Annotated in this window: 22 protein-coding genes, 2 tRNA genes and 2 pseudogenes; 5 read left to right on the top strand and 21 right to left on the bottom strand. The window is 56.7% G+C overall.

Features of this window, described 5'->3' with window-relative positions; all coding sequences use genetic code 11:
• The first annotated feature begins 37 nt into the window (after positions 1 to 37).
• Complete coding sequence (locus I2H31_RS21955) at positions 38 to 3,175, top strand: efflux RND transporter permease subunit (protein ID WP_196295203.1); 3,138 nt, start codon at positions 38 to 40, stop codon at positions 3,173 to 3,175.
• An 8-nt stretch (positions 3,176 to 3,183) separates the two neighbouring features.
• Here I2H31_RS21955 and I2H31_RS25345 read toward each other — a convergent pair whose 3' ends face one another.
• The 7 genes and pseudogenes from I2H31_RS25345 to I2H31_RS21925 all read right to left on the bottom strand — a co-directional run bounded on the left by I2H31_RS25345 (position 3,184) and on the right by I2H31_RS21925 (position 11,445).
• Complete coding sequence (locus tag I2H31_RS25345; protein ID WP_230687980.1) at positions 3,184 to 3,990, bottom strand: phosphatase PAP2 family protein; 807 nt, start codon at positions 3,988 to 3,990, stop codon at positions 3,184 to 3,186.
• Between the two features lie 705 nt (positions 3,991 to 4,695).
• Positions 4,696 to 5,772, bottom strand: coding sequence for a phosphorylase family protein (locus tag I2H31_RS21945; protein WP_196295202.1), 1,077 nt, complete (start codon positions 5,770 to 5,772; stop codon positions 4,696 to 4,698).
• Positions 5,765 to 7,879 carry a hypothetical protein gene (locus I2H31_RS21940; RefSeq protein ID WP_196295201.1) on the bottom strand — a complete coding sequence of 705 codons (2,115 nt, stop codon included), beginning with the start codon at positions 7,877 to 7,879 and terminating at the stop codon, positions 5,765 to 5,767. Before I2H31_RS21940 ends, I2H31_RS21945 begins: the two co-directional genes overlap by 8 nt.
• Positions 7,880 to 7,978: 99 nt before the next feature.
• A pseudogene (locus tag I2H31_RS25860) lies at positions 7,979 to 8,287 on the bottom strand (GAP1-N1 domain-containing protein); the annotation flags it as partial.
• A 5-nt stretch (positions 8,288 to 8,292) separates the two neighbouring features.
• Positions 8,293 to 9,129, bottom strand: a complete 837-nt coding sequence (locus I2H31_RS21935; RefSeq protein ID WP_196295200.1) for a TRAFAC clade GTPase domain-containing protein — start codon at positions 9,127 to 9,129, stop codon at positions 8,293 to 8,295.
• A complete protein-coding gene (locus I2H31_RS21930; RefSeq protein ID WP_317192255.1) occupies positions 9,126 to 9,860 on the bottom strand; it encodes a TRAFAC clade GTPase domain-containing protein in 735 nt (244 codons plus the stop codon). The genes I2H31_RS21935 and I2H31_RS21930 overlap by 4 nt, the downstream gene beginning before the upstream one ends.
• Positions 9,861 to 10,137: 277 nt before the next feature.
• Complete coding sequence (locus I2H31_RS21925; RefSeq protein WP_196295198.1) at positions 10,138 to 11,445, bottom strand: GTPase-associated system all-helical protein GASH; 1,308 nt, start codon at positions 11,443 to 11,445, stop codon at positions 10,138 to 10,140.
• Between the two features lie 325 nt (positions 11,446 to 11,770).
• On the opposite strand from I2H31_RS21925, the pseudogene I2H31_RS25855 reads away from it, so the two are divergent.
• A pseudogene (locus tag I2H31_RS25855) lies at positions 11,771 to 11,986 on the top strand (helix-turn-helix domain-containing protein); the annotation flags it as partial.
• A 78-nt stretch (positions 11,987 to 12,064) separates the two neighbouring features.
• Positions 12,065 to 13,036, top strand: a complete 972-nt coding sequence (locus I2H31_RS21915) for a hypothetical protein (RefSeq protein ID WP_196295197.1) — start codon at positions 12,065 to 12,067, stop codon at positions 13,034 to 13,036.
• Positions 13,037 to 13,108: 72 nt separating this feature from the next.
• Here I2H31_RS21915 and I2H31_RS21910 read toward each other — a convergent pair whose 3' ends face one another.
• Positions 13,109 to 13,492 (bottom strand): ribbon-helix-helix domain-containing protein, encoded by a 384-nt coding sequence (locus I2H31_RS21910; protein ID WP_196295196.1) that lies wholly within the window; start codon positions 13,490 to 13,492, stop codon positions 13,109 to 13,111.
• 87 nt (positions 13,493 to 13,579) lie between these two features.
• On the opposite strand from I2H31_RS21910, the gene I2H31_RS25850 reads away from it, so the two are divergent.
• The gene (locus tag I2H31_RS25850; protein ID WP_196295195.1) at positions 13,580 to 13,837 is read left to right on the top strand and encodes a helix-turn-helix domain-containing protein; all 258 of its coding nucleotides are present in this window, start codon (positions 13,580 to 13,582) and stop codon (positions 13,835 to 13,837) included.
• Here the strand turns inward: I2H31_RS25850 and I2H31_RS21900 are convergent.
• From I2H31_RS21900 to I2H31_RS21855, 10 genes are all read right to left on the bottom strand, one after another.
• Positions 13,834 to 15,627, bottom strand: a complete 1,794-nt coding sequence (locus tag I2H31_RS21900; RefSeq protein WP_196295194.1) for a hypothetical protein — start codon at positions 15,625 to 15,627, stop codon at positions 13,834 to 13,836. The genes I2H31_RS25850 and I2H31_RS21900 overlap by 4 nt on opposite strands.
• 223 nt (positions 15,628 to 15,850) lie before the next feature.
• Complete coding sequence (locus I2H31_RS21895) at positions 15,851 to 16,375, bottom strand: DinB family protein (protein WP_230687979.1); 525 nt, start codon at positions 16,373 to 16,375, stop codon at positions 15,851 to 15,853.
• 17 nt (positions 16,376 to 16,392) lie between these two features.
• Positions 16,393 to 16,857, bottom strand: a complete 465-nt coding sequence (locus I2H31_RS21890) for a DoxX family protein (protein WP_196295193.1) — start codon at positions 16,855 to 16,857, stop codon at positions 16,393 to 16,395.
• 253 nt (positions 16,858 to 17,110) lie between these two features.
• Positions 17,111 to 17,183 (bottom strand) — tRNA-Glu (locus I2H31_RS21885).
• A gap of 4 nt (positions 17,184 to 17,187) precedes the next feature.
• Positions 17,188 to 17,261: transfer RNA gene (locus I2H31_RS21880), tRNA-Gln, on the bottom strand.
• 93 nt (positions 17,262 to 17,354) lie between these two features.
• The gene (locus I2H31_RS21875) at positions 17,355 to 18,617 is read right to left on the bottom strand and encodes a hypothetical protein (RefSeq protein WP_230687978.1); all 1,263 of its coding nucleotides are present in this window, start codon (positions 18,615 to 18,617) and stop codon (positions 17,355 to 17,357) included.
• Positions 18,618 to 18,665: 48 nt separating this feature from the next.
• Entirely contained in the window at positions 18,666 to 19,358 is a 693-nt protein-coding gene (locus I2H31_RS21870; RefSeq protein ID WP_196295192.1) for a response regulator transcription factor, read from the bottom strand.
• Between the two features lie 18 nt (positions 19,359 to 19,376).
• Positions 19,377 to 20,177, bottom strand: coding sequence for a sensor histidine kinase (locus I2H31_RS21865; RefSeq protein ID WP_196295191.1), 801 nt, complete (start codon positions 20,175 to 20,177; stop codon positions 19,377 to 19,379).
• Positions 20,150 to 20,776 (bottom strand): hypothetical protein, encoded by a 627-nt coding sequence (locus I2H31_RS21860; protein ID WP_196295190.1) that lies wholly within the window; start codon positions 20,774 to 20,776, stop codon positions 20,150 to 20,152. The genes I2H31_RS21865 and I2H31_RS21860 overlap by 28 nt, the downstream gene beginning before the upstream one ends.
• 97 nt (positions 20,777 to 20,873) lie before the next feature.
• Positions 20,874 to 21,647 (bottom strand): hypothetical protein, encoded by a 774-nt coding sequence (locus I2H31_RS21855; protein ID WP_196295189.1) that lies wholly within the window; start codon positions 21,645 to 21,647, stop codon positions 20,874 to 20,876.
• Between the two features lie 332 nt (positions 21,648 to 21,979).
• On the opposite strand from I2H31_RS21855, the gene I2H31_RS21850 reads away from it, so the two are divergent.
• Positions 21,980 to 22,627: a glycoside hydrolase family 25 protein gene (locus I2H31_RS21850; RefSeq protein WP_196295188.1), complete on the top strand. Its 648-nt coding sequence runs from the start codon at positions 21,980 to 21,982 to the stop codon at positions 22,625 to 22,627.
• A 106-nt stretch (positions 22,628 to 22,733) separates the two neighbouring features.
• Here I2H31_RS21850 and I2H31_RS25845 read toward each other — a convergent pair whose 3' ends face one another.
• From I2H31_RS25845 to I2H31_RS21835, 3 genes are read right to left on the bottom strand one after another with little or no spacing between them, the layout of a single operon-like run.
• Entirely contained in the window at positions 22,734 to 22,859 is a 126-nt protein-coding gene (locus I2H31_RS25845; RefSeq protein WP_394368978.1) for a hypothetical protein, read from the bottom strand.
• Positions 22,860 to 22,913: 54 nt separating this feature from the next.
• Complete coding sequence (locus tag I2H31_RS21840) at positions 22,914 to 23,591, bottom strand: DUF3226 domain-containing protein (RefSeq protein WP_196295187.1); 678 nt, start codon at positions 23,589 to 23,591, stop codon at positions 22,914 to 22,916.
• Between the two features lie 12 nt (positions 23,592 to 23,603).
• The gene (locus I2H31_RS21835) at positions 23,604 to 24,734 is read right to left on the bottom strand and encodes an AAA family ATPase (RefSeq protein WP_196295186.1); all 1,131 of its coding nucleotides are present in this window, start codon (positions 24,732 to 24,734) and stop codon (positions 23,604 to 23,606) included.
• Positions 24,735 to 24,804: the final 70 nt, after the last annotated feature.

The following is a 24,804-nucleotide window of genomic DNA, read 5'->3' as shown; positions in this document are numbered from 1 at the left end:
TGCTGGTGCCGTTCTGCTTAAACCGATTTATTTTCTCATGGCTCGTCTCGCTCTTTTTCAAGCCTACAAAGCACCCATTGCGGTGCTGCTGGCCCTGGCGCTGGCATTGGGCACGGTGGCCTACCGACGCATCAATGTGGCGCTGTTCCCGGAGGTGACGTTTCCGAAGGTAAAAGTCATTGCCGATAACGGGCTGGTGCCCGTGGACCGCATGATGGTGACCGTGACCAAGCCCATGGAGGACGCCATGAAGCGGGTGCCGGGGCTGAAGTTGTTGCGCAGCACCACCAGCCGCGGCAGCTGCGAAATCTCGGCCTTCCTCGACTGGAACGTGGACGTGGCCAAGAGCCAGAGCCTCATCGAGTCGCGCCTGAACCAGATTCGGGCCGACCTGCCGCCCACCGCCCAAATCTCGGTGGAGCGTATGAACCCGGCCATCCTGCCGGTGATGGGCTACACGCTGGAAGCGCCGGGCAAGTCGGCGCTGGAGCTGCGCAAGCTGGCGCTGTTCACCATCAAGCCGTTTCTCTCCCAGGTCGAGGGCGTCTCGTCGGTCCAGATTCAGGGGGGGCGCACCAAGGAGTACCAGGTGCAACTGCTGCCCGACCAACTGGCCGCGTTGGGCTTAGGTCCGGATGACGTGAGCAAGGCCCTCGGCGCCACCAATTTCGTGCAGAGTAACGGCTACCTGAGCGACTACCGCCGCCTCTATCTCACCGTCACGGATGCCACCATTACCCAGAAGGAGGACCTCGAAAACCTGGTGCTGCGCAACGACGGCCGCCGCATCGTGCGCCTGGCCGACGTGGCCACCGTGGCCCTGGGCGAGCAGCAGGAGTACACCCGCATCAACGCCAACGGCCACGACGCCGTGCTCATCAGCATCCTGCGCCAGCCCGACGCCAACGTGGTGCTCGTCTCCGACGGCGTGCGGGCCAAGGTGGCGGCCCTGCGCGCCGGCCTGCCGCGCGGCGTGCGCCTGGCCCCGTACTACGACCAAGCCGATTTCGTGGCCGAGGTCGTTCGCTCGGTGCAGGACGCGCTCTGGATTGGCCTGGCGCTGGCCCTGGTGGTCACGGCGCTGTTTCTGCGCTCCTGGAAGGCCACGCTGACCATTCTGGGGGCGATTCCGGTGGCGCTGGCGCTCACCATCGCAGTGTTGTACTTCGGCTTGGGCTACTCGTTTAATATCATGACGCTGGGCGCCATCGCCGCCGCCATCGGCTTGATGATTGACGACGCAGTGGTGATGGTGGAGCAGCTGCACCGCGTGCGCGAAGACCACCCCGGCGAATCGGCCGGCGAGGTGGTGCGGCGCTCGGTGGGCCATCTGCTGCCCGCGCTCATCGGCTCGTCGCTGAGCACGATTGTGATTTTCCTGCCGTTCGCGCTGCTGGGCGGCGTGGCGGGCGCCTATTTCAAGGTGCTGGCCACCACGATGGTGGTGGCACTGCTGTGTTCGTTTTTCGTGGCCTGGCTGGGGCTGCCCGTAATTTATTTATTGCTGTCGCGCGGGCCCAAGCAGGAGAAAGCGGAGGCCCCGGATACCATCGACGTAGACGACGCCAATAATCAGGTAGGTGGCGATGGCAGCGCGGCCCTGCCCAAAGCGGATTCCAACCACCACGAAATTCCTTGGGTGCGGGCCGTCATCCGGCACCCGGCATATAGCGTCATCGGTATCCTCGTTTTGGTAAGCAGCATGGTGCTCATTATCCCGCGTTTGGCCACCGGCTTTCTGCCCGATATGGACGAGGGCGCTATCGTGCTCGACTACACCTCGCCCCCGGGCACCAGCCTGGAAGAAACCGACCGCATGCTGCGCCAGGCCGAGAAGCTCATCGTAAAGGTGCCGGAGGTGGCGAGCTACTCTCGCCGCACGGGCACGCAAATGGGCTTTTTCATCACCGAGCCCAACAGCGGCGACTACCTCATTCGCCTCAAAACCGACCGCAAGCGCAGCACCGAAGACGTCATTGCCGATATCCGCGAACGCATCGAAAGCACCCAGCCGGCCCTCACCATCGACTTCGGCCAGGTCATCGGCGACATGCTGGGCGACCTCATGAGCACCGTGCAGCCCATCGAAATCAAGGTCTTCGGCCCCGACGCCGCCAAACGCTACGCCCTGGCCAACCAGGTGACGGCCGTGGTGGAAAAAGTGGCCGGCACGGCCGACGTGTTCAACGGCATCGTGCGCATGGGCCCCAGCGTGGACGTGCGTCCCGACCCGCGTCGACTGGCCCAGTTTGGTCTTACCGCCACCGATTTTCAGACCCAACTCCAAACCCAGCTCCAGGGCACCACCGCCGGCAACGTGCTCGAAGGCGAGCAGCTCCTGAACATCCGCCTGCGCTACCCCAACGCCGCCCAGACCAACCTGGCCCAGATGCAGGCCGAGCCCGTGTTCCTGCCCAACGGCCAGCGCCGCCGCCTCGACGAGCTGGCCACCGTGCGTGTGACGCCCAGCGAAGCCGAGCTGGAGCGCGAAAACCTGCAGGCTATGACGGCTGTCACGGCCCGTCTCGACAACCGCGACCTGGGCAGCGCCATGACCGAAATCAAGCAGAAGCTGGAGCGCAACGTGCCGCTGCCGCCCGGCTACTTCATCCAGTACGGCGGCTCGTATGCCGAGCAGCAGCAGTCGTTTCAGGAGTTGCTCACCATCTTGGGCACGGCCTGCCTGCTCGTGTTCGCGGTGGGCTTGTTTCTGTTCCGGGACTTGAAAGCCGCCGGGCTCATCCTGCTGGTGGCCGTGCTGGGCCCGGCCGGTGGTAGCCTAGCCTTGTTTCTCACCAACACGCCCTTGAATGTGGGCTCCTACACCGGCCTCATCATGGTGGTGGGCATCATCGGGGAGAATGCCATCTTCACCTTTCAGCAGTTTAACGAGGCCCGCGCCGAAGCGCCCGTGGAGCAGGCCATCGGCTACGCCATTGCCGCCCGCCTGCGCCCCAAGCTCATGACGGCGCTGGCCGCCATCGCGGCGCTCCTGCCGCTGGCGCTGGGCATCGGGGCGGGCGCGCAGTTGCACCAACCGCTGGCCATTGCCGTCATTGGCGGGCTGCTGCTGGCCCTGCCGCTGCTGCTCGTGGTGCTGCCCAGCCTGCTGCGCCTGGCCTACAAGGGCGAGCCGGTAACCGAGATGCCCGCCCCGGTGGCCCGGGCGGCCTAGGGCCCGCGCTACTTCGTTGGCCGCCAAGTGAGACTCACGCCCGAGGCACCGCTGCCGAAATAGGCGGGCGTCATCCCGATGTCGCGGCCGATGCTTTTGCGGCCCCAGCGGTTGCGGTGGCTCAGGTAGGCCAGGTGGGCCGAGAGGATGCCGAAGCCCGCGCCGGCCACTACGTCGCTTTGCCAATGCTTGTCGTTAATCATGCGCAAGGCAGCCACGCTGGTGGCAATGGTGTAGGCGCCCACACCATACCACTGGCTTTTGTCACGAAACTCGGTGTGCACGATGCTGGCCGCCAGAAACGCCTGCGCCGTGTGGCCCGACGGGAACGAGAGATTGTCTTGCCCATTGGGGCGGGTTTCGTGGGCCAAATATTTCACGGCGAAGGTGCTGGCCAGCATGATAGCCTCGCCCTTGGCAATGATGAGCAACGTGTTGATGCGGTCGTTGCGCGACTCCACGCCGGCCAGGGCCACGGCGCCCAGTTCCACGTAGGGTAGGAAAATGACCGTGTTGTCAATCATCGTATTCACCGGTCGGAACTGCTTCTGGACGAAGGTGCGGGCGTCGCGGTTGACACCTGCATCACCCTGAGCCGTAATTGCTCCGTAGGTTATCAGCACGGTTGGTATGGCTACGGCCTTGAACAACTTGCTTTTGAAAAAAGGCTGCTTGACGGCGGCAGGTATTCCGCCGGGGTTTTCGTACTTGCGCGTGGTGTCGGCAGGGAGCGGGGCGACCTGCGCGTGAATTGAAGAGCAAGCAGCCGTTCCGAGCGAAAAAGCCAGCGCCAGCCGTAGTGGTAGTAATTTCATTACTCGGAGCAGAAAGAAGCAGTTAATTATTTAGGAGCGATTTGGCTCGATATTTCAGTCTACGGGGGCATTCTGGAGAAAAGCTGTAGAGGCTGTACAGAATTCAGTATTTTACCCAGCCCAGCTTAATCTCGATGTGGCGCCGGTGACTTCAGGTTAGGCTTGGCGTATTATATAGATGTCGGAACCTGCGATACGTTTCTACGTGCCCCGTATTACCGAAAATGCGGGCATTAACACCACCGCTTTCCCTAAACAGCACTATCCTGTCACGCGCGGTGTAACAGGATAAGCGAGGGAAAGGGCAGGAATTAATTCAGAAATTTGTCCCGGTATTCCGTGGGCGTAAGCCCTATTTATTTTTTAAAAAGCCGGGAGAAGTATGGCGGGTAGTTAAAGCCCCTGTAGCCCGTTGCCGCCACTAGAAACAGGTGAATGTGCTCCAGCGCAGTCTTGCCAGTTTCCTGTTTCAGCAAGTCGTTCAGGTAGCGGGGCGAAGTGGCAGTTCGTAGGCCATGTATTTCACCCTTGGCAAGCCACCTGTTTCGCTCGCGGGCCCACGTATGCCAACTCATGAACGAGTGAATGTTCGACTACAACACCCAACGGCCCTACCAAGCTTTACATTTTTTGACTCCTATCGAATAAAAATAAGCGGCATAAGCCTACCCATTGCTGACTGGCTGGGGAAGCGGACATGCGCGGTCAAGAGAATTTGCTGCCCGACTCGCTCTCGTAACGGACTCGCAGTTCGGTCAAATCCTGGTTGCCGGGGTGGTCCTCCAGCATTTCCGCTAGCAGTTGGCCGAAAGTGATTCCACGTCCACCGTTACGCAGGTGGCGAGCGGCATCCAGCCATTGCATTCGCCCAGTAGAACCTACCGCAATATCAGCTATTCGGCCACCCGCTCGGTTCCAGATATCTGCGTCTCGAATGCCGCCAGCATATAGTTCGCTTGCCAACTCGGCTAGCCGCCGGGCTTCATCGGCCGTAGGCAGGCGGGGCGGCGCGCTGACTGCGTAGAGTTGTTGCACGAAAGCTATTACAAACGCCGCTGCATTGGCACAGGCGTAAGGCTGCGAACCACGACGGTCTGCGCCCTGCTTATCCTCCACTAAATCGGATATGCCGCGTAGCAGCAGTGCCTGAGTAGCGGGGTGCTGACGGGCAGCTTTTAAAAAACCATAGCCTTCCATCTCGATGGCTAGGGCGTGGCCACAGTGTACGCGCAGAAATTGATGCAACTCTGATTCGACGCTGGCATCTACCTTTTCTCCTGAGGCAATGGTGCCGGTGTATACCTGTACTGGATTAGGAAATGCCGCTGTGGGCAATCGCGCAGCAATGGTGCGCCATTCGGTCGATTGGCTAAATGCTGTAGCGGCTCTCTCTAATTGGTAAGAGGAAGCTCCCACGCCGGGCCGGGCACTAAAACCATTGTCTGTGGCCTTGCCCCGCTCATAACCATAGACATCGTCGCCGATTACCAAATCCCCAATATTTACGTCCTTGAGTCCACCTGCTACCCCCACAAAAAAGGCGTAGTGAGGTTGGAAATAGGTAAGCGCTTGGCCAGTTTCGAGGCTGGCGTTCACATTGGTTTGGTCGGTACGACCCAGCACGACCCGCACTTCGCCGCTGGCCGTGGTTAGTTGGGTAACGTAGTAATCGGTGTGTGTATTGGGATGGTGAACAATGTTCGACGGCGGCAACTGTGCCAGCAGAACTTGGCGTTCGGGACCTTCAAGCGCGGTGAGCAGGAGAACGGTGCGGTCATTCATAGATAGGGTGATTCGCTAGAAACTGTAGATTATTATTCCAAGAGTGTTGCTCCTGCATCAGACGTAAAAGTTTAGCAGTCTGCTTGTACTCGCGGCGAGTGCGCAAAATATTCAGGGCCTGTTGCCACTGCTCACCACCAGTGCGTGCTAAGGAGAGTTCGTAGTTTTTGCGCCCGATGGATTCCCACAGGTGCTGATGAGTCGGTCCGCCTGAATACAGGTTACTGGCTTCTTCCCACACGGCCTTCCACCAGTCGGTGCTAGCCTGTTTGGTAGTCTTAGCCGTCAGAATATGAGGATTTTGAATGCGCAGCTTTAGCCGGTCTAGCCAGCCCAATTGGTCGAAGCAGTAGGCGAGGGCTGCGTAACGTGATGGTTCCGTTTGGGCCTGAGTGAGCAGAGCCTGGGCGGCTTGTTTCCAGCCATTGCGCTCGATAAGTTGCCCCAACTCTTGTGCGCTGCGCTTGTCGAATTGACTGCGGTGGGCATTAAGGTATGACAGCAAAGTGCTTTCAGGAGCCGAGAACCGGGATACGTAGCGCACGGCTCGGCCAGCGGTAAGTGAAAGGTGAGCAAGGGCACGGGCCGTGAAGGACGGGCTGGTAAATGACTGGATTACTTCTGGCTCCAGTAAGCTGTTAGCTTCTTCTGGTTGCTCATGAACTAGTAAGCTCCAAGCTGTTTCCTCCAGAAAGAGCGAGCGCACGGCGGTGGGTAGCACGGCCCACGCGGACCGCCGGGCAGGGTAAGCCCGCAAGTCGGCGTAATGGCTTTGCCCAATGAGCGCCAGCAGGTCGGTTAGCACCGGCTGCCCAGCCAGCAGTAAGTCAAGTAATTGTGCGACCTTTGAAGCAGGTGCGGCAATGTTAGCCCACACGTTGCCACTAATTTGAGCCGCCGCGAGCCACACGGACTGCCAGCCGGGCTGTTCCACAGCCAATTTTTTGAGTAACTGCGGCTTTTGGGCGCATAGGTTGCCCGCCAGAGTGGTCAGGCGCTTCTCATCCAAGGCCACGGCAGCAGCTACGAAGTCCGTCGCTACCGCTTGCTTGGCCGCTACCTCTAGCGCTGCCATGTGTGCCGGCTCAGTATCTAGGGCCAATTGTTTGGTCAGGGCTTTGGGCAATGGATAGAGCGCAAGTAAGCATGACATGTGCAGGCGCAGCCACCGGCGTGAGCGGGCCAACTGCAATCCATTTTGCCAAGCCATAGCGGGCATTTGCGCGGGCAGTTCGCGTAAGAGCAGCGCTTCCGTATGGGCAGTAGATGGTAGCAATTTCAAGTAAGACGTATTAACCTCCGCGGCTTGTTGCCACAGGTCAAAAACGAGCCGGGCAGCGGCTGTGCTGCCGGCGGCGAAAATGTCCGTCAGCGTCGCCCGCACGCTCTGCTGCCACCAGGCACGGTCAGGCGCATCGTGCCAGCTCATCAGCGCGGGCAATAACTCTGCGCTGGACACCTGGTCAGCAAGTTCCACAAAGCGCTTGTGCACGGTATCCGCTAGTTGCCGCAAGTCAGCCGAATTCAACATTTCCTCCTGCACCGACCCTAACCGCTGCACTTCCTGGGGCGGGCTGGTGGCTACAATTTGCCGGAGTCGCGCCAGTACACGCTGGCGGTAGGCCGGCTGAGTACTGGGGTACTGGCGGAGCAGGGTGGCCAGTGCTATCACATCCCGCAACGACGCCGTGGCGAGCGCTGTCGCTGTGGGGGCTACCCGTTGCAGCGCGTCCAGGTCGCTGATGCTAAGCAAATCAGCTTTGAGCTCCATCAACAGCAGGCTCAAGTTTGGGGACTGCTGTGGCAGCCCGGCCAGCCAAGCCTCGGCCTCGTCGAGCGTTGTGTAAGCAGCAGTGACTTCCACTACACGGGATACGCTACGCCAGCGCTGCAACAGGGAATCGGGCACGGCCACCAGGGTCAGCGAATCTGTTGGCGCGCGCTGGTAACCAGGTAGAAAGCCTAAGCTCAGTCGGAGTTGCTGGCGCTCAGCCGCTCCCAGCACCTGCCAGGTAAGGGCGGCCGCCTCATCGAAGCCCGCCTGCCCGGCCCATACCAGTACGCCTGGTCGGGGGGTATGAACCACTTCATGCAGCAGGTAGCCCAACCGCGGGGTAAGCACTAGTGGCGGCGCTGGCACGGGCCAAATCTCGGCCGCAGCTGTAGGAACCTGCTTGGGGGCGTCTACCGATAGGGCAGCCAGTAAAGGCTGCAAATCAGAGAGCTGGGTTACCTGGTCAAGGGGCAGCAGTAGCATATGTGAATACACTCGGCCACCTCGCACCTGCGGCGAGGTATCTGCAAACGTGCGCAACAACAGGTAAAAGTTTCCCCAGGGCAGGCCCCTCAGGGCCGGCTGCCAACTCAGCTGCGACGGGGCGCTTTCGCTCAGGTCGGCTGAGTTGAAAATGCGCCTTACTAAAGACTTGTCGGGGTGGGTGGTACCCAGTAGCGCAAAGCCTTGTCCGTGAGCAGGGTCTTGCCCAAATAATGCGCGGTGTACCGTAATACTCATCTGACCTATCCGAATAACCGCGACAAGTCATGTACTGGCTCACCGCCTTCGGGCAGGACTACGTACGCATACTCGGATGGTGTGCCATCGAGATATTTATCCTGATTTTCAGTGGTGTCCAACCGGAATCCCTGTGCTGAGAGTCCCCATACCTGTAGAGCTTCTGGTGTCCAGTTGCTGCGGGCGAACTCCAGTAATAACGGCAGGCGGGCTGCCAACACCTGCTCGGGCCGGTCTGCTGTGTGCAACTCATCCCATAACGTGAGTACCAGCTTCAAGCGAGGCTGCCGCAAAGGTTGCTGAATGCCCAATTCACGCACTGCCAGTAACAACTGAAGTAATTCAATCAACTCGACTGCCTTTTGAAAGGTGGTCAAGTCGCCAGCCGCCTCCGGGTCGGGCAGTTGCGGGGCCGGCTCTACCTCGGCGGTTGCCTTGGTCAGTACATCGTGCGGCTCCTTATGGTCGTGCAGCCGGATGAATAGTAGCCAGTCGTCGCTCTCGCGGCACATCTGCACCCACTCTGGCCCCAACTGACGCTCTTGGATAATGGCGTCTACCTGCTCACCACCATAGTCAGGAAATTCCAATTCCAGCGGCTGGTCAGCCAGCTGCAAACTCAGGCGTAGCGTCTGGTTTTGGGAGGCTGGCGTGCTTTGAGTGGATTTACCTTCGGCTAAGCGGCGGCGGGCCTGCTCGATGGCCACCGTGTTGGCAGGAGTTGCGAGTAGGCGCAAGCGGCCGTGTCCCAGTTGCAAGACTTCGAAAAGCTGGGCTAGGAACGTGGTCTTGGATGTCCCTGGCTTACCAATAATTAGCACTCGGTTAGCAGGTTGATTCATTGTCCGCGGTAACGTAAGAAAAAGTCAGAGCGTTGGCCCACTGGGGCGAGCTCCAGCACCGTAGGCCGCCGCTGGGCTATCCGGGCTAACAGATTATCTACCGCTTGCAGGTTGGCCAGCTGTTTGGGGTCGGGCTGCGCGTCAAGCTCTTTGCTGATGTAAAGATGGGGCACCTCACCAAACACGAGCATCAGTTGCCGGGCCATGCGCTCTTTTACCGCTTCACGTACATCGGCGAGCTTATCGGCCTTTGACCAAACGACGAGCACTGGCCGACCGCGTAGCCCCTGCGCCAAACGGCTGGCTAGGTCGGCCAGGGGAGCTACTGCTGCCCCGCGCCGCTCGGCCAGTGCTTCGCAATCCACGAAAAAGAAGAAGGCGTCGGCGTGACGGTATATCCAGCGTACGTTTTCTGCGTTGCTGTCCTGCTCATCCACAGCCCACTGGCTGAATACCTCGCCTGCCGCGTCTGGAAACAGCACGTCTAGCAACCGACCGTCGGCAGGTCGACGCAAGGCCCAGTGCAGCAGACGGTAGTAATCTGGGTCGGCGGGGGTTGGCGGTTGGTCTGTAGCTTGCCCTTTCGGAAAGCGCAGCGCCAGCGCTAGTTTTTCCCAACCCAGCAGCGTCAGTGAGCCGGCAAACGTGTGTTCCCGCAGGCTATGGCCATGCAACAGCAATGTGTGCAGCATTCCCAGAAAGGATGATTTGCCCGCATCCGTTTCGCCCACGGCCGCTAGCAGCAGTGGATTTGAACGCCGACTGACAAGCTCCAGGTCAGCCAGCTGCAGAGCCTCACCCGTCCAGGCAACTCCTTGGACGTCACTTGCGCGGTCATGCTTGGCTCCGGCGACGGGTGCCTTGCGCAGTTCTGCTGATGGCCGTGCCTGTGCTGCCCCAACTGCTATCCAGTGTGGGCACTTATCCAAGGCGAGATTATCGAAACAGAGTCCGGTTTTTACCGCTACGCATGCGGTATTGGTACAGCGTCCAGCTGGTTTCACGGCATTACTTGGCACTAGCCAGTTTAGCTGCTTGCAACTCGCGAAACAGCCATACGCCGGCTTGCTGCCAGTTAAGCGTATCGGTCAGGCGCAAGCCGGTGAGAAATTCAAAATCAGCGGGCTGCGTAGTGCCCGCTGCCAGCGCCCGCACAAAGTGCAGGAGAGGTTGGCGACCAGGCTCGGGAGCAACGACTGCCGGAAGCGGTTCGGCCATTTTCCCTAATTCCACCTGCCAAGCGGCCAGTAGCTCGGTAAACGTGATGGATATCTCGGTATCCATCGCCGCGCTGGCCGCGCGTAATACTTCGCGTAGGAAATATTCCACACTCACTGGGTACACCGCCGGCACTAGCGCGGCTAGGTCCATCGCCAATGCCACGCTGCCCGCCGCTACTGATAGCTGGCGGTAGCTGACTTGTTGACTTTCGGAATACAGGCTCTCCTTAAGCCACAGCAAATGGCTCCGCAGATTGTGCGCGGCCGTCTGCTGGGTCGCCTGTTCCCCCAAAGCCCTTAGGTAATCTGTTATGGCCTCGGTATAGGACGTAAGCTGTTGGGTGCTGGCTACCTCGGCGAGAGATTTATTAATGGAGTTAACGATGATATCGGCCGTTTCCTTAATGAAACCACCAGCTAATTGACCAAAGGAAGATGCCCAAGCGGCTGATGGCTTTATGTTCTTCTGTCCATCGTAATTGCTTTGGAATGAAGATAATACATTGTTATTGCCGGCCTCTTCATTGCCATTTACGGCCAGAGTCATTTTTGTCGTCGCGTATTCCTTCTTAATAGTCACGGCTGAAGTAATCGCAACCTGTTTCAACTCCGGCAGTGTGGGGAGATTGGTCTTGCCCCCTACGCTCCATTGGCGCTCAACAGCTTGTTGGTAGGTGTTGCCCACATCTAGCAGAAACTCACCCAACAACGCAGTCTCTCGCTCGACTCCGTCAGCGTAAGGCAAGTAATTGCTGGCCGTTAGCCAAATAATACCGGCCAGCTCGGGCTGGGCAGCCAGCTTCTGCAAGGCGGCGAGCAGGACCGCCCGCACATAGGGAATGGGTCGGTCATGACATTTGCTTGGAAACGCTTTCCACTTGCTGGTAATCATGTCCTGCACTTCACTCACCAGCGGCTCCTCTGGAATAGTCTGGGGGTCAAACGCGACCAGCGTAGCCTGAATAATGCGGCTTTTCTTACCACCAATCCGCTTCTCAACGTCAGCCGCTGTCTTGCTTAAAAAGGTGAATTCCTCATTTTGGTCAATGCTGATGAGGTTTTGATTCAGAAAATCCTGTAAAACTGACTGAGCCATATGCAATATCTTTAAAAGATTTTGCTAAATTAATAAGAAAAGAACAGCCAAACCAAAAGGCTATGGCTACAATATTTAGCACATGGGCTTGGGGTAGATTATAATCTGAGTAAAGAGACATCCACGTTTCAATACCCCGTTTAGTTTTCCATTCACTACGAACGAATGGCAGTAGCGTCAGCAGGTTTGGGGCCGACCACCCGTTTGCCGTGATGCCGCTGCTCCCGTAACTTGAGCGACACGAAACTGTGCGCAACTGCGACTTCGTGCCCACGCTGGTTCGCAAAACTGAGGCCGTCATTCGACAACTCTACGTTGCCTTCGCCCACCCGGCCATAAAAGCCTGACCAGCTATTTCACCGAACATCGACTGACTTACACGCAGGAGTTGCTGCGCGCCTTCCGGCTCGACGTGAGCCGCATCCCCCGACAACTTGGCTACAGCAGAATGGCACACTTCTCGGGCCAGTTTCGCCGGTACGCGCGGTGCTCTCCCTCGGCCTACCGCCAGCAGTTGGAAACGAGTAGTAGCCAGAACTGAGCGGGTTACTGATAACCTCTTACGCATTTTATCCGAGGTCGTATTATCTTACTGTCATTAAGCAATTGAACACCAATTATGGTTAAAATTACGGCCGCCGACCTTGCCGTTCAGGCATTTGCTCTTCTACAGGTTAATGCACCGGTTACGGATGTGAAAACAACACTTGGTATGGACAGCACCATGTGGAGTAAGGTAAGCGCGCTGGTGTATGAAAAAGCCAAAGCTGCGGGCCGGCAAGAGCGTGACTGGTATGCCCAGCGCCCGCACGTTTCGACCACTTCCAATTCGGAGATAACGGATTTGCTGGCACTGAATCAGCAACTGGCGGATTACGCGCTACTCGCTCCACCTACTATAACTGTGGCTGAGTTCCGCAGAATCGAGCAATTGGCATCGAAACTGCCTACTTCCGAAAGTACTATCCTGGCTTATCTAGGCGGCATTTTTACGTTGCCGAAGATGTTCGCTATCCTGAAACAGGGGTTTGAGAATTTCCCTGCGTTTCAGTCTTTCGTGCCCTTGGTCGAGGCGGCTATCTTGTCGTATTACCAAGAGAATTATATCAGTTCCTTCCTAAGCCTGGTGCCCATCGTGGAAGGTCTTATTCTGCGCTGGAGTGGTTTTGATGGCACGGGTCCGAAAGCCAAGCCTGATTTTGAGGTAGTGCGTAAGTTCGTGGGGAACTCATATCTGCGACAGCCCAACCCCAGCAACGTATTATTCCACGACGTGTACGTGCGAGCTAGCCAGGCTATTTTAACGAACCATCTGTACCTGAATTCGGCTACGGGTTCGGCTTACGCCAACTTTAGCCGGCATTTAGCCGCACACCTACTTACTGACCAAACGTTTGCCACCCAGTCGAACTGCGTTAGGCTATTTATTCTGCTTGATGCTTTGCTTACGGTTTACACGTACGAAATCAAGCCCGCCAAAGACCCGCGGTTTCATGTTAATCAATCTGTTCTAGAACAGGATGTCATGCGGTATCAGCAACTCTTGCTGCACCAGCACTTATTCCGAAATGAGCAGCTGAAAATAGATTAGCCGATGTACTACAATACAGCCTGAAAAATTTCCACATATCGGCTTACGAATTCTTCGAGATTTAAAGAGTGCTCAAGCATCCTCGTGAGGGATGTCGTGTTGGGATTCCTTGAACTTGACCAAGTACTGTTCCAACGCTTGATTGATGAGAAATGTCTTTGACCTCCGGCGTCCAGTGCTCCAGTAAGACAGATTGTCTAGCCCCCTCTTATTGGCTTCACTGAAGTTGGTGGTGAATGAGTGGATATAGGGGCTGCTTTTCCGGCCGGACTTTGGCAAGAGCATTTCCTCTTTATCGATTGTAGGTGCGGGAACAGATTTTCGGCGAATAATAATTTCTACCTCAAGAGGTTCCTGGTCCTCATTAACGCCCTTTATCTGGGTGATAAAATGAGCAACGGGATGCGCATTAGGCTGCACGGCTGCTGGAAAAACGGTGGATGTCACTTCTTTCATTCATGTGTTGAACGCGCAATTTACGCCTTTTTTGTAGACTACTGACAACAACAAGGGGGTATAACAAGCCTGTAGCTTGCCGCTTATATGAGCGGTGAGCCGATTAAGGTTTTTGGGCTGGTCATCAAGCAGATGCGTAAGGAGTTGGGCCTTTCCCAAGAAGCACTTGCTGATGAAGCGAAGCTAGACCGCACCTTTATCTCTCAACTAGAGACGGGAAGTAAGCAGCCCTCCCTCACTACTATCTTTCGCTTGGCTTCAGCCTTGCGGATAGAGGCATCCGACTTACTTCGACGCGTAGAAGCGGACCTTGCGACCGATAGCTCAATTGGCTTGAATAGCTAATTCCATAAATAATAAATGCGGACCAACCACGATGCGTCAGGAGTAGTGCATATGTTACGGCTTAAAAATCTTATCTTATTTTGATGTCGTATTGATGCCCCGTCAGGGTATTTCAAAAGTGTAGCTAGAACAAACTGCAATCTCTTTCTAAATCTATCTATGACATGGTTAACCAAATCAATGCAAAACGGCACTGTAACCGTTTCGCATGGAATGGGAATAGCAAGAAAAGCGGTGTTGTTTGATGCCTGCTTAAATTTTGTATAGTGAATGCTTTTATAAAAAGACGTTAAACCAAACCTGTTACGAACAGGTACAATACAACTCAATAGCTCATTCCACTCTGAGGGCTTTGGTTGAATAAGGTTTTGCTTGATAAAAAGTATTGCTAATTCTGGGTTTGATTCAGGAAAAGGCTGAGCGATGTAAAAGGGCGTATTGTCTAAATGCATTTCTATGCAAGAGAAACAACTTATCTGTTTTTCATACAGTGTTATCGGTAAAGGAGAATGTCTATTGATTGGAAGAACGGATACATTTCGTCCAAAAACATTATCTGAATTGTTTATTGATATTGGTTTGATTGTAAATTTGTTTGATTTAAATGCGGTTATTAGTCTATGAAATCTGTGAGTGTGAAAAGCTTTAGTCGCGAAAAATAAATTAGAGCGCTGAACTGATTCTTTCAATAATCTTTCACTTGTGTCTAAATCGGAAGAGCGCGGCAATAGGGATGCCCAGGGAAACCTGCGTATAACCAAAGGAAGCGTACCGGATTTACGAATGGCATAAAGCCATTTGCTGTCCGAATCCTTCATGGCCTTCGCTAAGCAGCATTTCATTTCAGACTTAAAAGATTGCTGGTGAGTTAGCTGAAGTATATCGGGACACTTTGGTTGATAAGCGTCTTCATCTACTGCTTGTTTTAAATTGCGTGATGAGTCTTTTTTTGAGCTAGTATAAATCGGATAAAAAAGGAGTGCATTGAACTCATATTTGTAGTTAGTGACCTCTAAGTTGTTCACCCAGAAGTATTCGTTGGATTCATATAAAATGCTTTGCCCTGTTGAAATGAATGAAAAGCTGCTAAAATCACCCACAGGTATAGTGCTCCTCTTATCTTGTGTGCCAGCATTTATTTGAGAAATACTGTTGCGCCAGTATGCTTGTGATAAGTTGAATGCATAAAGAAGCTTTGGGTCGAATAGGAGGTTGCCTATTAGACGAGCTTCTGATGCTGTACATTTCTCAGTGGCTATACAGTATCTCGCAGTGAACAGGTTGCTTGCATTTGGAAACTCAAGAGGAATGCAGAGCGAGCTAATCGAATTTTGAGAAAAGAAAAAATCCGTGGCTCGGCGACTTGTTGCATAGAAACATGCGCGCAACAATTCAAAATAAGTTATTATGAATATTTTATTGTTGTGTTTTAATTGCACTACCCATGTGTTTTCCTGGTTAGCCCAAAATTTCGAATGTGATAATTTATTCAGATTGAATAAGTCTTTCAAACGGCGGGCGTGTATAATACCTTGCTCGATAGTAATTGCTTCATATTCATTTGTTAAAAGGCATTCTATCTCATTAAATGGCTTGCTTCTAGTCCATATTGTACCGCAGATGAGGTTGCCAGCGAGTGTGCTATTAATGGCATGACTTACAATTTCTTCGCTAGCCGGGGTGTTGCTTAATATTAGCCAAGGTTGAAAATAGCATACTATGCGATACGCCCCGATACTACTATCATGGATTGCTTCACCAACATTTATAAGCTTATACAGTATTTCCATGCAAGTATTCGCGTTTTAAGTGTAAGGATTGGCTAAATGTGCTCTATCCGCTTATAGCATATAGATTGAGTTGTCGAAATAATTTTTGTAATAAATATTATGCTATCCTGAATAAATTGTTGTCCTAATAGCTGTTGTTATACAAGAAGTTTGTGAGCCGATGGTGTATTTTTTACGGCAATTTGTGGGTGTGTTATTCCCAACTACTCCGCTTTATTCCCAATTACTTCGCTCTATTCCCATTTACTTCGATAATTGACAGTAGCAGCCGCCGAATCAGGATGATTTCGCCGGTGTGGTAGGCGGTGTGGTCGGCAATGAGCATGGCCTCGCGCAGGAGGGTTTGGCCAGTGCCGTGGGGGAGGGGCGACAGCAGGTTAGTACCGGGCGCGTGCAGCAGGTGGAGGAAGCGCTGGCGGTCCTGCCGGATGTGGTCCAGGGCTTCCTGCCACTGCTCCTCGTCGGCGGTGGCATCCGGGGCGGGCCAGTAGCCTTCCGGCCATTTCGGCGACTCGTGCTCGGGCTCCACGCAAAACTCCACGATGTCCCACTGCGCAATGCGCACGTGCTCCACCAACTGCCAGATGGTGTAGGGCACGTCCGGCACGTGCTGGTTCCAGAGCTTGGGCGTCAGGTCGGCACAAGCCTCCTCGAAGGTGGCGTGGGCATTGGCCTTGGTGAGCAGGCTGGTTAGCTCGGCCACCACGCCTTTCTGGTTGGGCCGGTCCATTGGAGGTATGCTAGTCATAATATTGTTTATCTCAATCAGACGGCCTTGCCTGCCCGATATTTTGGAAGAGACGCGGCGGGCTTCTGCCGCTGCGCAGCATCGAGGGCGCCGGTCGAATACAACGCCGCGCCCATCAGCACGGGCTGAAAAAACAGCCGGGCCAGCCGCTTGGCATCGGTATCAAGGCCGAAGGCGGAAATGTGATGCGTGTATTGGTGCACGTTGCCGGGAAACACCGCCGCGTAGAAGGCCGCCAGCCCGATGCCCATGCGTCGCCGGTTTTTGCCTTTCAGAAGTAGCAGCGCCAGCCCCAGGCCAATTTCCACCACGCCCGAAGCCAGCACGGTGGTATCCTTGTTGCCGGGCACAATGTCGGGCACCTGCGCCTGAAACTCGCGCCGCGCAAAGGTGAGGTGGCCGGTGCCGGCAAAGACCATGAACGTGCCCAGCACGCCGCGGGCCACATTTTGCAGGGTGGAGGTGTGGGGTTGCTGCGGCATGACGAGTGGGGTGGGCTGAAGGAACGTATAGCTATACGGCGAGCACGGCGTTGCGGTGGGCAATAAAAACCCCACAGCTGCAAATGCAACGCAGAAGCTCCGCATCTGCCAAGCCCATCACACGGAGCGTCTACAGGGGAGCCCGGAAGCAGCGTCAGCCCGAGTCGCAGGGCGAATGCCAGGAATAGTCGTTCTGATGGAAACGAAAAGCCCCAAGCTTCTGATGCTTCGGGCTTTCCGGGGCCTGATGAAGTTCTGACAGCTGGGCTCGAACCAGCGTCCGCCCGGACCGAGAGCCGGGTGCTCTTCCACTGAGCTATGCCAGAAGCGGGATAAGGGCTGGGCTCGAACCAGCGTCCAACCGGGTGACAGAGCCGGAAATTCTTCCACTGAACTACCTTATCCTTATGACGAAACAGATTAGTGGGGAAACGGCAGCTTCCCCGAAAACACGTTGTTTTTGCGCAATACCAGCGCAAGATATGGATTGCTGATGCTTACGCCGTTGACGAGCTCCGGGGTGGGGCGAAACGGCACGATTTGGTGGGGGCGTGGCGCCAGCCCGATTTTGCCGCGTCGAGGCCGGCCCGGGCGCAGGCGGCGGCCACTGTGTCGCGGGTGCAGTGCGCCGGGCCGCTCAGCACTTCCCACGGCAACGGCAACTCGGCCCATACCACCGTGTTGGGGTCCAGCTGGCCTCCCGTCTGCCTGTGCCAGAACACGACATCGGCGGCCATCAGGCGCAACACTTTGCCCGGGCACAAGTCGTCGAGCACGAACTCCATTCCCAGGGCGTATAGCAGGTTTATCCAGTTGTCACGCGCTTTGTTCCAGGCGCCGGCCGTGATGTTCCACGTAGAAGAATCGTCGCCTTGCTTGACCACCATGGAATCGCGCCGGAACGTATTGGCGGCCCAGATTTGCCGCAGCACTTCCGCCAGTTCTTGCAGCAAGGCGGTCCAGCGGCCCAGCAGCTGGCCTTTCTGCGCATCGGGTAGCTCGGCCAGCACCGGCGGCGCCGCATACACGTGGGCAATGGCCCACCAGGCCGGCGCCGGCGGCCGTCCGGCGCGGCAGTGCTGAAAAAGCATGTCCGCGACGGCATCGTAGGGCCGGTCCTGGCCCTGGTTGGTGAAGGTGCTCCGCAGATTGCAGCGGGCGGTGTAGTAGGCAATGAACGCTGCGCTGAACAGGTCCCGGCTAAAGTCTGCGTAAGAAATTTCATGCGCAAAGCCGTGCTTGCTCACCATTTGCAAGCGGCGTTGCCGGTCGGCAAATACCAGTTGCTGCAATTTCTCTTCCAAGTGCCGCAGGGCCCGAAAGCGCTTGTTGTAGCGACGGCGCGACAACTCACCCAAGCCCGCGGCCTGCCGGCCTTTGCGGTCGAGCCGGTCGGTCAGGTAGTTGCTATGCCCCAGGTTCTTGGCCAGCCGAGGGCTCAGCTCCTGCAGGAGTTGCCGCACCTGCTCGGGGTCGCCATAATCGGGAGAGGCAGTGCCCGGGGCCGCGGGCCGCGGATATTCAAATAATTCAACTGCCTTAAGTGCTTGCTTGTCCGCCCCCACCGGCTGCCTGAATTCCTCCAGCATGGACGTGTACTGCCAGACATTGCGCCGCAGCGAATTGGCCGCCGCTTGCTGCAGCGTCGCTAACTCAGCGGGCGCCAGGTGGTCCTGCAAAAGCGGCAGCAGCAGCTCGGCCACGTCTTCTGGGCGGCGGCGCTGGCTTAGGGTGTGGTGAAGCGTGGTGAGGTCCATCACAAAAACATAAAATCGTTTGCTTCAGCATGTGAGGCGCGTCTCGGTACTTTACGGCAGCGGCGGCGTGCTGTTGGAATCAATAGCCAGCAAGCCGTGCTTCACGGCGTAGAGGGCCAGGCTGACGGCATTCGGCGTGTTGGTTTTTTCCAGCAGGCTTTTGCGGTGGCCCTCCACGGTGCGGTCGCTGATGAAAAGCGCCTCCGCGATTTTATTGGTGGAGTAGCCCTTGCAGAGCAGCGTCAGCACCTCCGTTTCGCGTGGGGTGAATGCCGCGGCCGTGGCCTGAAACGACGGCTTCGGGGGCGTGCCCGAAGCCAAGCCGCGCATCATGGCCCGCGAGATGCCGTCGGTGAAATAGTACCCGTCGGCCACCACCGCCGCAATGGCCGTGCTCAGCAACTGCTTGTCCACGTCTTTGGGCAGGTAGCTGCGCACGCCCAGCTTGAGCATGTGGGCAATAAAATCATCGGTCGAGTGCATGGATATCACGATGATTTTCAGGTCGGGGTGCTCTTTCAGCAGCTGCTTGGTGGCGTCGATGCCGCTGATGTCGGGCATTTGCAGGTCCAGCAGCAGCACGTCGGGCACCTGCTGGGCAAACTGCGCCTGCAGCTCGCTGAAAGTGGCGGCCTCTTGCACCGCCGTCGCGAAGGGCAGGTTTTGCAGAATGTACGTGATGCCCTGGCGAAACAGCCGGTGGTCATCCAGAATCGAGATGTGAACGAGGGGTAGAGTAGACATGGACATAAAGCTAGCAGCTTAGCTCGGATGCGGCACCGTGACGCGCACCCGCGTGCCCTGGCCCGCCGCCGTTTCCAGGTGCAGCGCGGCATCGAGCAGGCTGACGCGGGCGGCCAGGCTTTTCAGGCCCAGCCCGCCCGCGTTGCTGGCCTGCACGTGGGCCAGGTCGAAACCGCAGCCGTCGTCGGCCACCGTCAGGACCAAGCCGGCGGGCTGCGGCGCCAGCTGCACCACCACCCGCGAGGCCCGGGCGTGCTTCAGGGCGTTGTTGATGAGCTCCTGCACGATGCGGTAGAGGGCCAGCTCGTGGGCGTAGGGCAGGGGGGCCGCCAGCTCCACCTGCACCTCCACGCCGTGAGGGAAGGCCTCGGTGCACACGCGGCCCAGGTTGTGCAGGGCCTGGCTCAGGCCGAAGCGCGCCAGCACGGCCGGGTGCAGGTTTTGCGAGATGTTGCGGATGTCCTGCAGCGAGTTGCCGATGATGCTTTGCACCAGCACCACCACTTCCTGCTCTTTGGCGGTGGTCGAAACGGAGTCTTCCAGCTGCGCCATCAGCATTTTGGCCGCCGACAGCGACGAGCCGATTTCGTCGTGCAGGTCGTTGCCGATGCGCTGCCGCTCCCGCTCCTCGGCCTCGATGGCGGCGGCAAACACTTCTCTTTGGTACGCTCCCCGAATGGTTTGCAGGGCCAGCTGCTGGCTGACCAGCTTGCGCTGGTACAGCAGGAAAAAAGCCACCAGCGCGGCGGCCAGCAGCAGCATCACCACGGTGCCGCCGAACAGCAGCCGGACTATTTCCTGGTCGACGGACTTATCCACAAGGCAACTGCATATAAACCGTTTAGCACCATGTAGAGCAGCGCGTGCACGTCCCACAGCCGCAGGCTCAGGGTCTTGGAGTGCTGAATGACGTAGTTGCTGGAGATAAAGATGAACACATTGCCGGAAAAATACAGCAGCAGGCCCACCGACACCCAAAACAACGGCTCGCGCTCCAGGTGCTCGATGGCCAGCTCGCGGATGACGGTGTAGAAATACCGCAGCACCAGGCCCAGCACCAGCAGGCTCTCGGCAAAGCGCTGCACGGTGTTGAACTGCAGCAGCCGGGCCGGCTCGGCGTACGACACCAGCGAGGCCGCCGCGAACACCGCCACCACCGCCGGCAGCCAGCGGCTCAGGGCCGAAGGCCAGAACGCCCGGCGGTACATCCAGGCCAGCGCCCCAAACTCCACCATCGTGTCGGCCGGCAGCACAAACAGGTTGGGCGTCACGGCCCGCGACAGCAGCTCGACGAAGATTTCAAAGAAAATCAGGCCCGCCAGGCAGCGCAAGGCGGGGTCGAGGCGCCCGAAGCGTGCGGCCCCCACGGCGCCGGCCACGAAAACCAGCAAAAGCGGGGCGTAATTTAAAAACGACATATTTCCTCCGGTGCGGCCCGCCGGGGACGGCCGCGGGCCAGTGCAATGGGGCGGTGCCGGCCCACGGGGCCAGCACCGCGTTCAACGCCTCGCCGCATTAATACGGCGGCGAAGGCCGCGACACGTCGTAATACAGCTCGTCGGCCGAGAGGATGATGTCCTGCGACTCGCGCTGGGCAGTGTATTCGGCAGGCAAATCGTTCAGCACCAGCACGGTGCTGAACAGGTAGGAATACGTGTCGTCCACGGCGTTGGGCTTGTTGTATTTGTGCAGGGCAAAGCACAGCCACAGCGCCTGGCTGTCGAGGTTCAGCCCGGCGGGGAACAGGGCCTGCAGAAAGTCGTCCAGCGGGTAGGTGTAGCCCAGCAGCGGCCCGTACACTGAGGTGAACACAGACGCGTCGAGGGAAACTCCGTTGGCTTCCAGGTTCTGCCAGTTTTGTATCCAGTTTCCCGCCAAATCGAGGCCCACCAGCTCGGGCGGCGAGTCCGGGGTGGGGCCCACCACCACTTGCACGGTGGCCGGGTCCGCCGCCACACCCGCCAGGTAGTAGGCCGAAGTGGGCTGGTTGTCCTTGTCGACGCCATAGATGACAATGCTGAACGCCGGCTGAAAAGTCGGGCTCACCACCGCAAATTTTATCTGAATGGCCACCGTGCCCACCGCCGAGAGCAGCGCCACCGCGTACTTGTTGCTCAGGTACACGTAGTTCACGATGGGGTTGGGCGCCTCCTGGTCGCGGGCCGCAAACACCTGGCCCAGGGTGAGGCCGTCCGGGGAAGGGGTGCCCTTTACCAGCAGTTCCCAGGCAGAAGTGAAGCTCTCATAGTCATGTTGGCTGAGCAGGCGCGGTTCGATGAAGTCTGACACGGTTGGAAAATAAAATGAGGGTTGAGAAAGCCTAAATGTAGGCCGGCCGCCCAAGAGCCACCACATTCCCAAACCGCGCACCAGCCTGCCACCAGCCCGTGCCGGGGCAGAAAAAGGCCCTGACGGCCCGCTCAGCCGCCCACCCCCGGGAAAATACGGGGGCGCAAAAACAGGGGATTTCCCGGGCAATTCAGGGAATGCTACCCGATTAAAAATTCAGGGGTTTTCGCGTTTAAATAAGGCCGCCGTGAGTCGGTGCTTTGTGTCGTCAGCAAGCAAGCCCGAAGCTTGTGCCCGTTGCTCATTACCAACACTATTTCCCCCTTTTTATCATGATAGATGCCGTAGTAGACATTTCGCATCACCAACAAATGACCGTTGATTTCGTTGCTGTGGCCAGTAGCGGAATTCTGGGCGTAATTCACAAAGCCACCGAGGGCCTTGACTTTACGGACCCGATGTACGCCAGCCGGAAGCCGCTGGCCTTGCGCGAGGGCCTGCTGTGGGGCGCCTACCATATGGGTCACAACGAGGACGGTGCCGCCCAGGCAGAATTTTTTCTGAAGACGGTGCAGCCCGGCCCTACCGATTTGTTGGCGCTGGACTTTGAGGACCTCTATAAGGGGGCGGAGTACAACATGACCCTGCAGCAGGCCGAAGACTTTGTCCAAGCCGTGCAGCAGGCCACCGGCCGTTACCCGGGGCTATACGCCCTCAATGACTACTTGCTGCAAAATGGCGCCCAGAATAGCGCCATTCTCCAACAATGCTGGCTGTGGATAGCTCAGCCCGATGATGAGGCCGAACCGTCGCACCCGGCCCAATGGTCCACCTGGACGCTCTGGCAGCATACCAACGGTAAACCGGGCGTGGGCGTGCCCCCTTTCGCCGTAGACGGCATAGGCCTCTGCGACCGCGACTTTTTCAACGGTTCGGCCGATGACTTGCGGCGGCTGTGGGGCGTAGCCCCGGCCAGCTAACGCCAGCCAAGCCGCAGCGCCGGCCCTGCAAGGGAGTGTCTGGCTGCAGGCCCACTAAAAAGCAACAAGCGAAGCACTTAGATAACAGTGCTTCGCTTGTTGCTTTTTAGTGGGCCTGCAGCCAGTTGTGGCCGGTGCCTACAAGGGCACGCCGTGGAGCAGAATCATGTGGGTCTGGAGTTTCTCTTTGCGCAGCGGTGGGGTAGATGTCAATCATGGCCATCTTGATGATGTCGGCGGCCGTGCCCTGAATGGGGGCATTGATGGCGCTCGGCCTGGCAAGGGGCTATGGGAGTTCACGGTCAAGAAAATCGCGCAACGGTTGAATGGCTTGCGCATTTAGGTCCCACAGGTTTGCGTTCTCGAAAATCTTCTGGCCTCCTTTTTTGTGGTGCCTTTCCCATTCAGCGCCTTCCAATGGCATCACGTTCACATAGTCGTAGATGCGCCGCTTTTTGGATGGTGTGTTGTAATAGTCCTGCCCGTTGTCAACCAATTGTTGTAAGCAGTGCTCGTAGCCGTCGTAGCAAAGCATCACGGGTTGGTGCGCGGGCTGCACCAGTTGCAGGAGCAGGTCTTCCAGTTCGCTGGGTTGGTCAGGACCGGGGAAAAGAAACAGGGCCGGGGCCGGTTCGTCGGCCACAATCTGTGCCCGCAAGGTGGCGGCCCGCTGGGCGGGCGCTTCATCGGCATCGAATACGATGAGCGTTTTGCCGCCTGAGTCGTGGGCTTGCCGAAGCGGAAACGACTGCTTACTGCCCAGGTTTTTCCATCCGCCAATGCTGGAAATTAACAGCGTGTCGCCGGTCGCATCGGCTATCAGGTAAGTTGTCACCATCTGCCCCTCGCGGGTATTTTTGATGGTCGGGTGCGGTCTGGTGGCCCGCAGTTGCTGCACGAGCACCAAAACCAGGTCGTGGTCGTCGGTGCCTTCCACGTAAATGTTGAACTGCCGGGTTGCCATGTTATCCCCGAATTAATTACGCACCTCGATGCCGTGTTCAATGGCATACTCAAGTTGCTCGTAGTCGTGGCGGTAGCTGCGCACGGTGTCGTCCTCGGCCCGGATGAGCGTGTAGGCAGCTACATCGTCGCGGTAGCCGGCATTTTCTTCCTCATCCAGCACCCAAGTGAGGTGGCGCAGCGCTTCGGCGCTGTGCGTGGTAGCAATTATTTGCACATTGTATTCTAGTGCAGCATGTAAAATGCCTTTCCAAAGCACCCGAAGAGCAGAATAGTGTAGACCATTGTCTAACTCATCAATCAACACAATACCACCAGCATTGCTTGCAATAGCTGATATGATTGATAATAAACGCTGAATACCCTCTCCCATCAAATTAAGAGGTAAAAGAGTGCGGAAGTCTTGCCCCAAATCAAGATAGATTTGACCGCTTGGACTCAACTCTATTCTCTGAATTCTCTTATCAAGAGAGCGTAAGACTTCTAACAGTTGGTTCTCTTCCTTATTAACTTTTAATCCTTCCAATTCATCATTCAGCCAATACAAGTTACTTCTGGTAGTTAGAAGCTTTGCTAAGTTTCTAGGCCCTGCAATAAAAGCTGGACCTTGCTCTAAATATGCTCTACTTTTGTTGTCTCTAGGATATAGTTCCATGTATTCCTGTTTGAATGAACGCCTAAGCTCGAAGCCGATAGGAATATCAACTTCGGGTGTTTGCAGGATTACAAGCAAGGAATCTGGTGCGTGAGGGTTTTTAGGAGTGTTAGGTTGACGTTCATAGTAAACCAATTCTCTAGGTAGCAATGTATGTCTGTCGACTAGTGATAAAGCGGCGCTTAGAGTTGCAATAGGCACTTGAGCTTCTATTATTTCTCCACAATAAGTGCCTGATAAGGCAATAGATTTACTAGTGTCGAAACCATAGAATAAGTGCCTGAAATCTGACCTGTCAGCACTAAGGTTACGAGTTGATTCAATATTTTGGACCCAGTATGGGTTGCGAATATTTGCAATCACAAACAGTCCTTCTAGCACACTCGTCTTACCCGAATTATTCTTCCCCACCAGCAAATTCACCCGCGCTAGCTTCTCCAGTTTCAAGTGCTTCAGGCTGCGGAAGTTGTCGACTTCAAAGGATTCCATTAACATAGCAGAGCCGCTCCCCGGTTGGGCGGGAAGCGGCTCAAAGGTCGACCAAATCCAGAAAACTTCA

The sequence above is a fragment of the Hymenobacter ruricola genome, from assembly GCF_015694525.1.
Lineage (GTDB): Bacteria > Bacteroidota > Bacteroidia > Cytophagales > Hymenobacteraceae > Hymenobacter > Hymenobacter ruricola.
This window is presented reverse-complemented; position numbering and strand designations above follow the sequence as displayed.

What these genes read in the sequence shown, in the direction of transcription:
- I2H31_RS21955 (WP_196295203.1), top strand. Translation starts at nt 38, where the DNA reads ATGGCTCGTCTCGCTCTTTTTCAAGCCTACAAAGCACCCATTGCGGTG.
- I2H31_RS25345 (WP_230687980.1), bottom strand. Translation starts at nt 3,990, where the DNA reads ATGAAATTACTACCACTACGGCTGGCGCTGGCTTTTTCGCTCGGAACG.
- I2H31_RS21945 (WP_196295202.1), bottom strand. Translation starts at nt 5,772, where the DNA reads ATGAATGACCGCACCGTTCTCCTGCTCACCGCGCTTGAAGGTCCCGAA.
- I2H31_RS21935 (WP_196295200.1), bottom strand. Translation starts at nt 9,129, where the DNA reads ATGAATCAACCTGCTAACCGAGTGCTAATTATTGGTAAGCCAGGGACA.
- I2H31_RS21925 (WP_196295198.1), bottom strand. Translation starts at nt 11,445, where the DNA reads ATGGCTCAGTCAGTTTTACAGGATTTTCTGAATCAAAACCTCATCAGC.
- I2H31_RS21915 (WP_196295197.1), top strand. Translation starts at nt 12,065, where the DNA reads ATGGTTAAAATTACGGCCGCCGACCTTGCCGTTCAGGCATTTGCTCTT.
- I2H31_RS21910 (WP_196295196.1), bottom strand. Translation starts at nt 13,492, where the DNA reads ATGAAAGAAGTGACATCCACCGTTTTTCCAGCAGCCGTGCAGCCTAAT.
- I2H31_RS25850 (WP_196295195.1), top strand. Translation starts at nt 13,580, where the DNA reads ATGAGCGGTGAGCCGATTAAGGTTTTTGGGCTGGTCATCAAGCAGATG.
- I2H31_RS21900 (WP_196295194.1), bottom strand. Translation starts at nt 15,627, where the DNA reads ATGGAAATACTGTATAAGCTTATAAATGTTGGTGAAGCAATCCATGAT.
- I2H31_RS21895 (WP_230687979.1), bottom strand. Translation starts at nt 16,375, where the DNA reads ATGACTAGCATACCTCCAATGGACCGGCCCAACCAGAAAGGCGTGGTG.
- I2H31_RS21890 (WP_196295193.1), bottom strand. Translation starts at nt 16,857, where the DNA reads ATGCCGCAGCAACCCCACACCTCCACCCTGCAAAATGTGGCCCGCGGC.
- I2H31_RS21870 (WP_196295192.1), bottom strand. Translation starts at nt 19,358, where the DNA reads ATGTCTACTCTACCCCTCGTTCACATCTCGATTCTGGATGACCACCGG.
- I2H31_RS21860 (WP_196295190.1), bottom strand. Translation starts at nt 20,776, where the DNA reads ATGTCGTTTTTAAATTACGCCCCGCTTTTGCTGGTTTTCGTGGCCGGC.
- I2H31_RS21850 (WP_196295188.1), top strand. Translation starts at nt 21,980, where the DNA reads ATGATAGATGCCGTAGTAGACATTTCGCATCACCAACAAATGACCGTT.
- I2H31_RS21840 (WP_196295187.1), bottom strand. Translation starts at nt 23,591, where the DNA reads ATGGCAACCCGGCAGTTCAACATTTACGTGGAAGGCACCGACGACCAC.
- I2H31_RS21835 (WP_196295186.1), bottom strand. Translation starts at nt 24,734, where the DNA reads ATGGAATCCTTTGAAGTCGACAACTTCCGCAGCCTGAAGCACTTGAAA.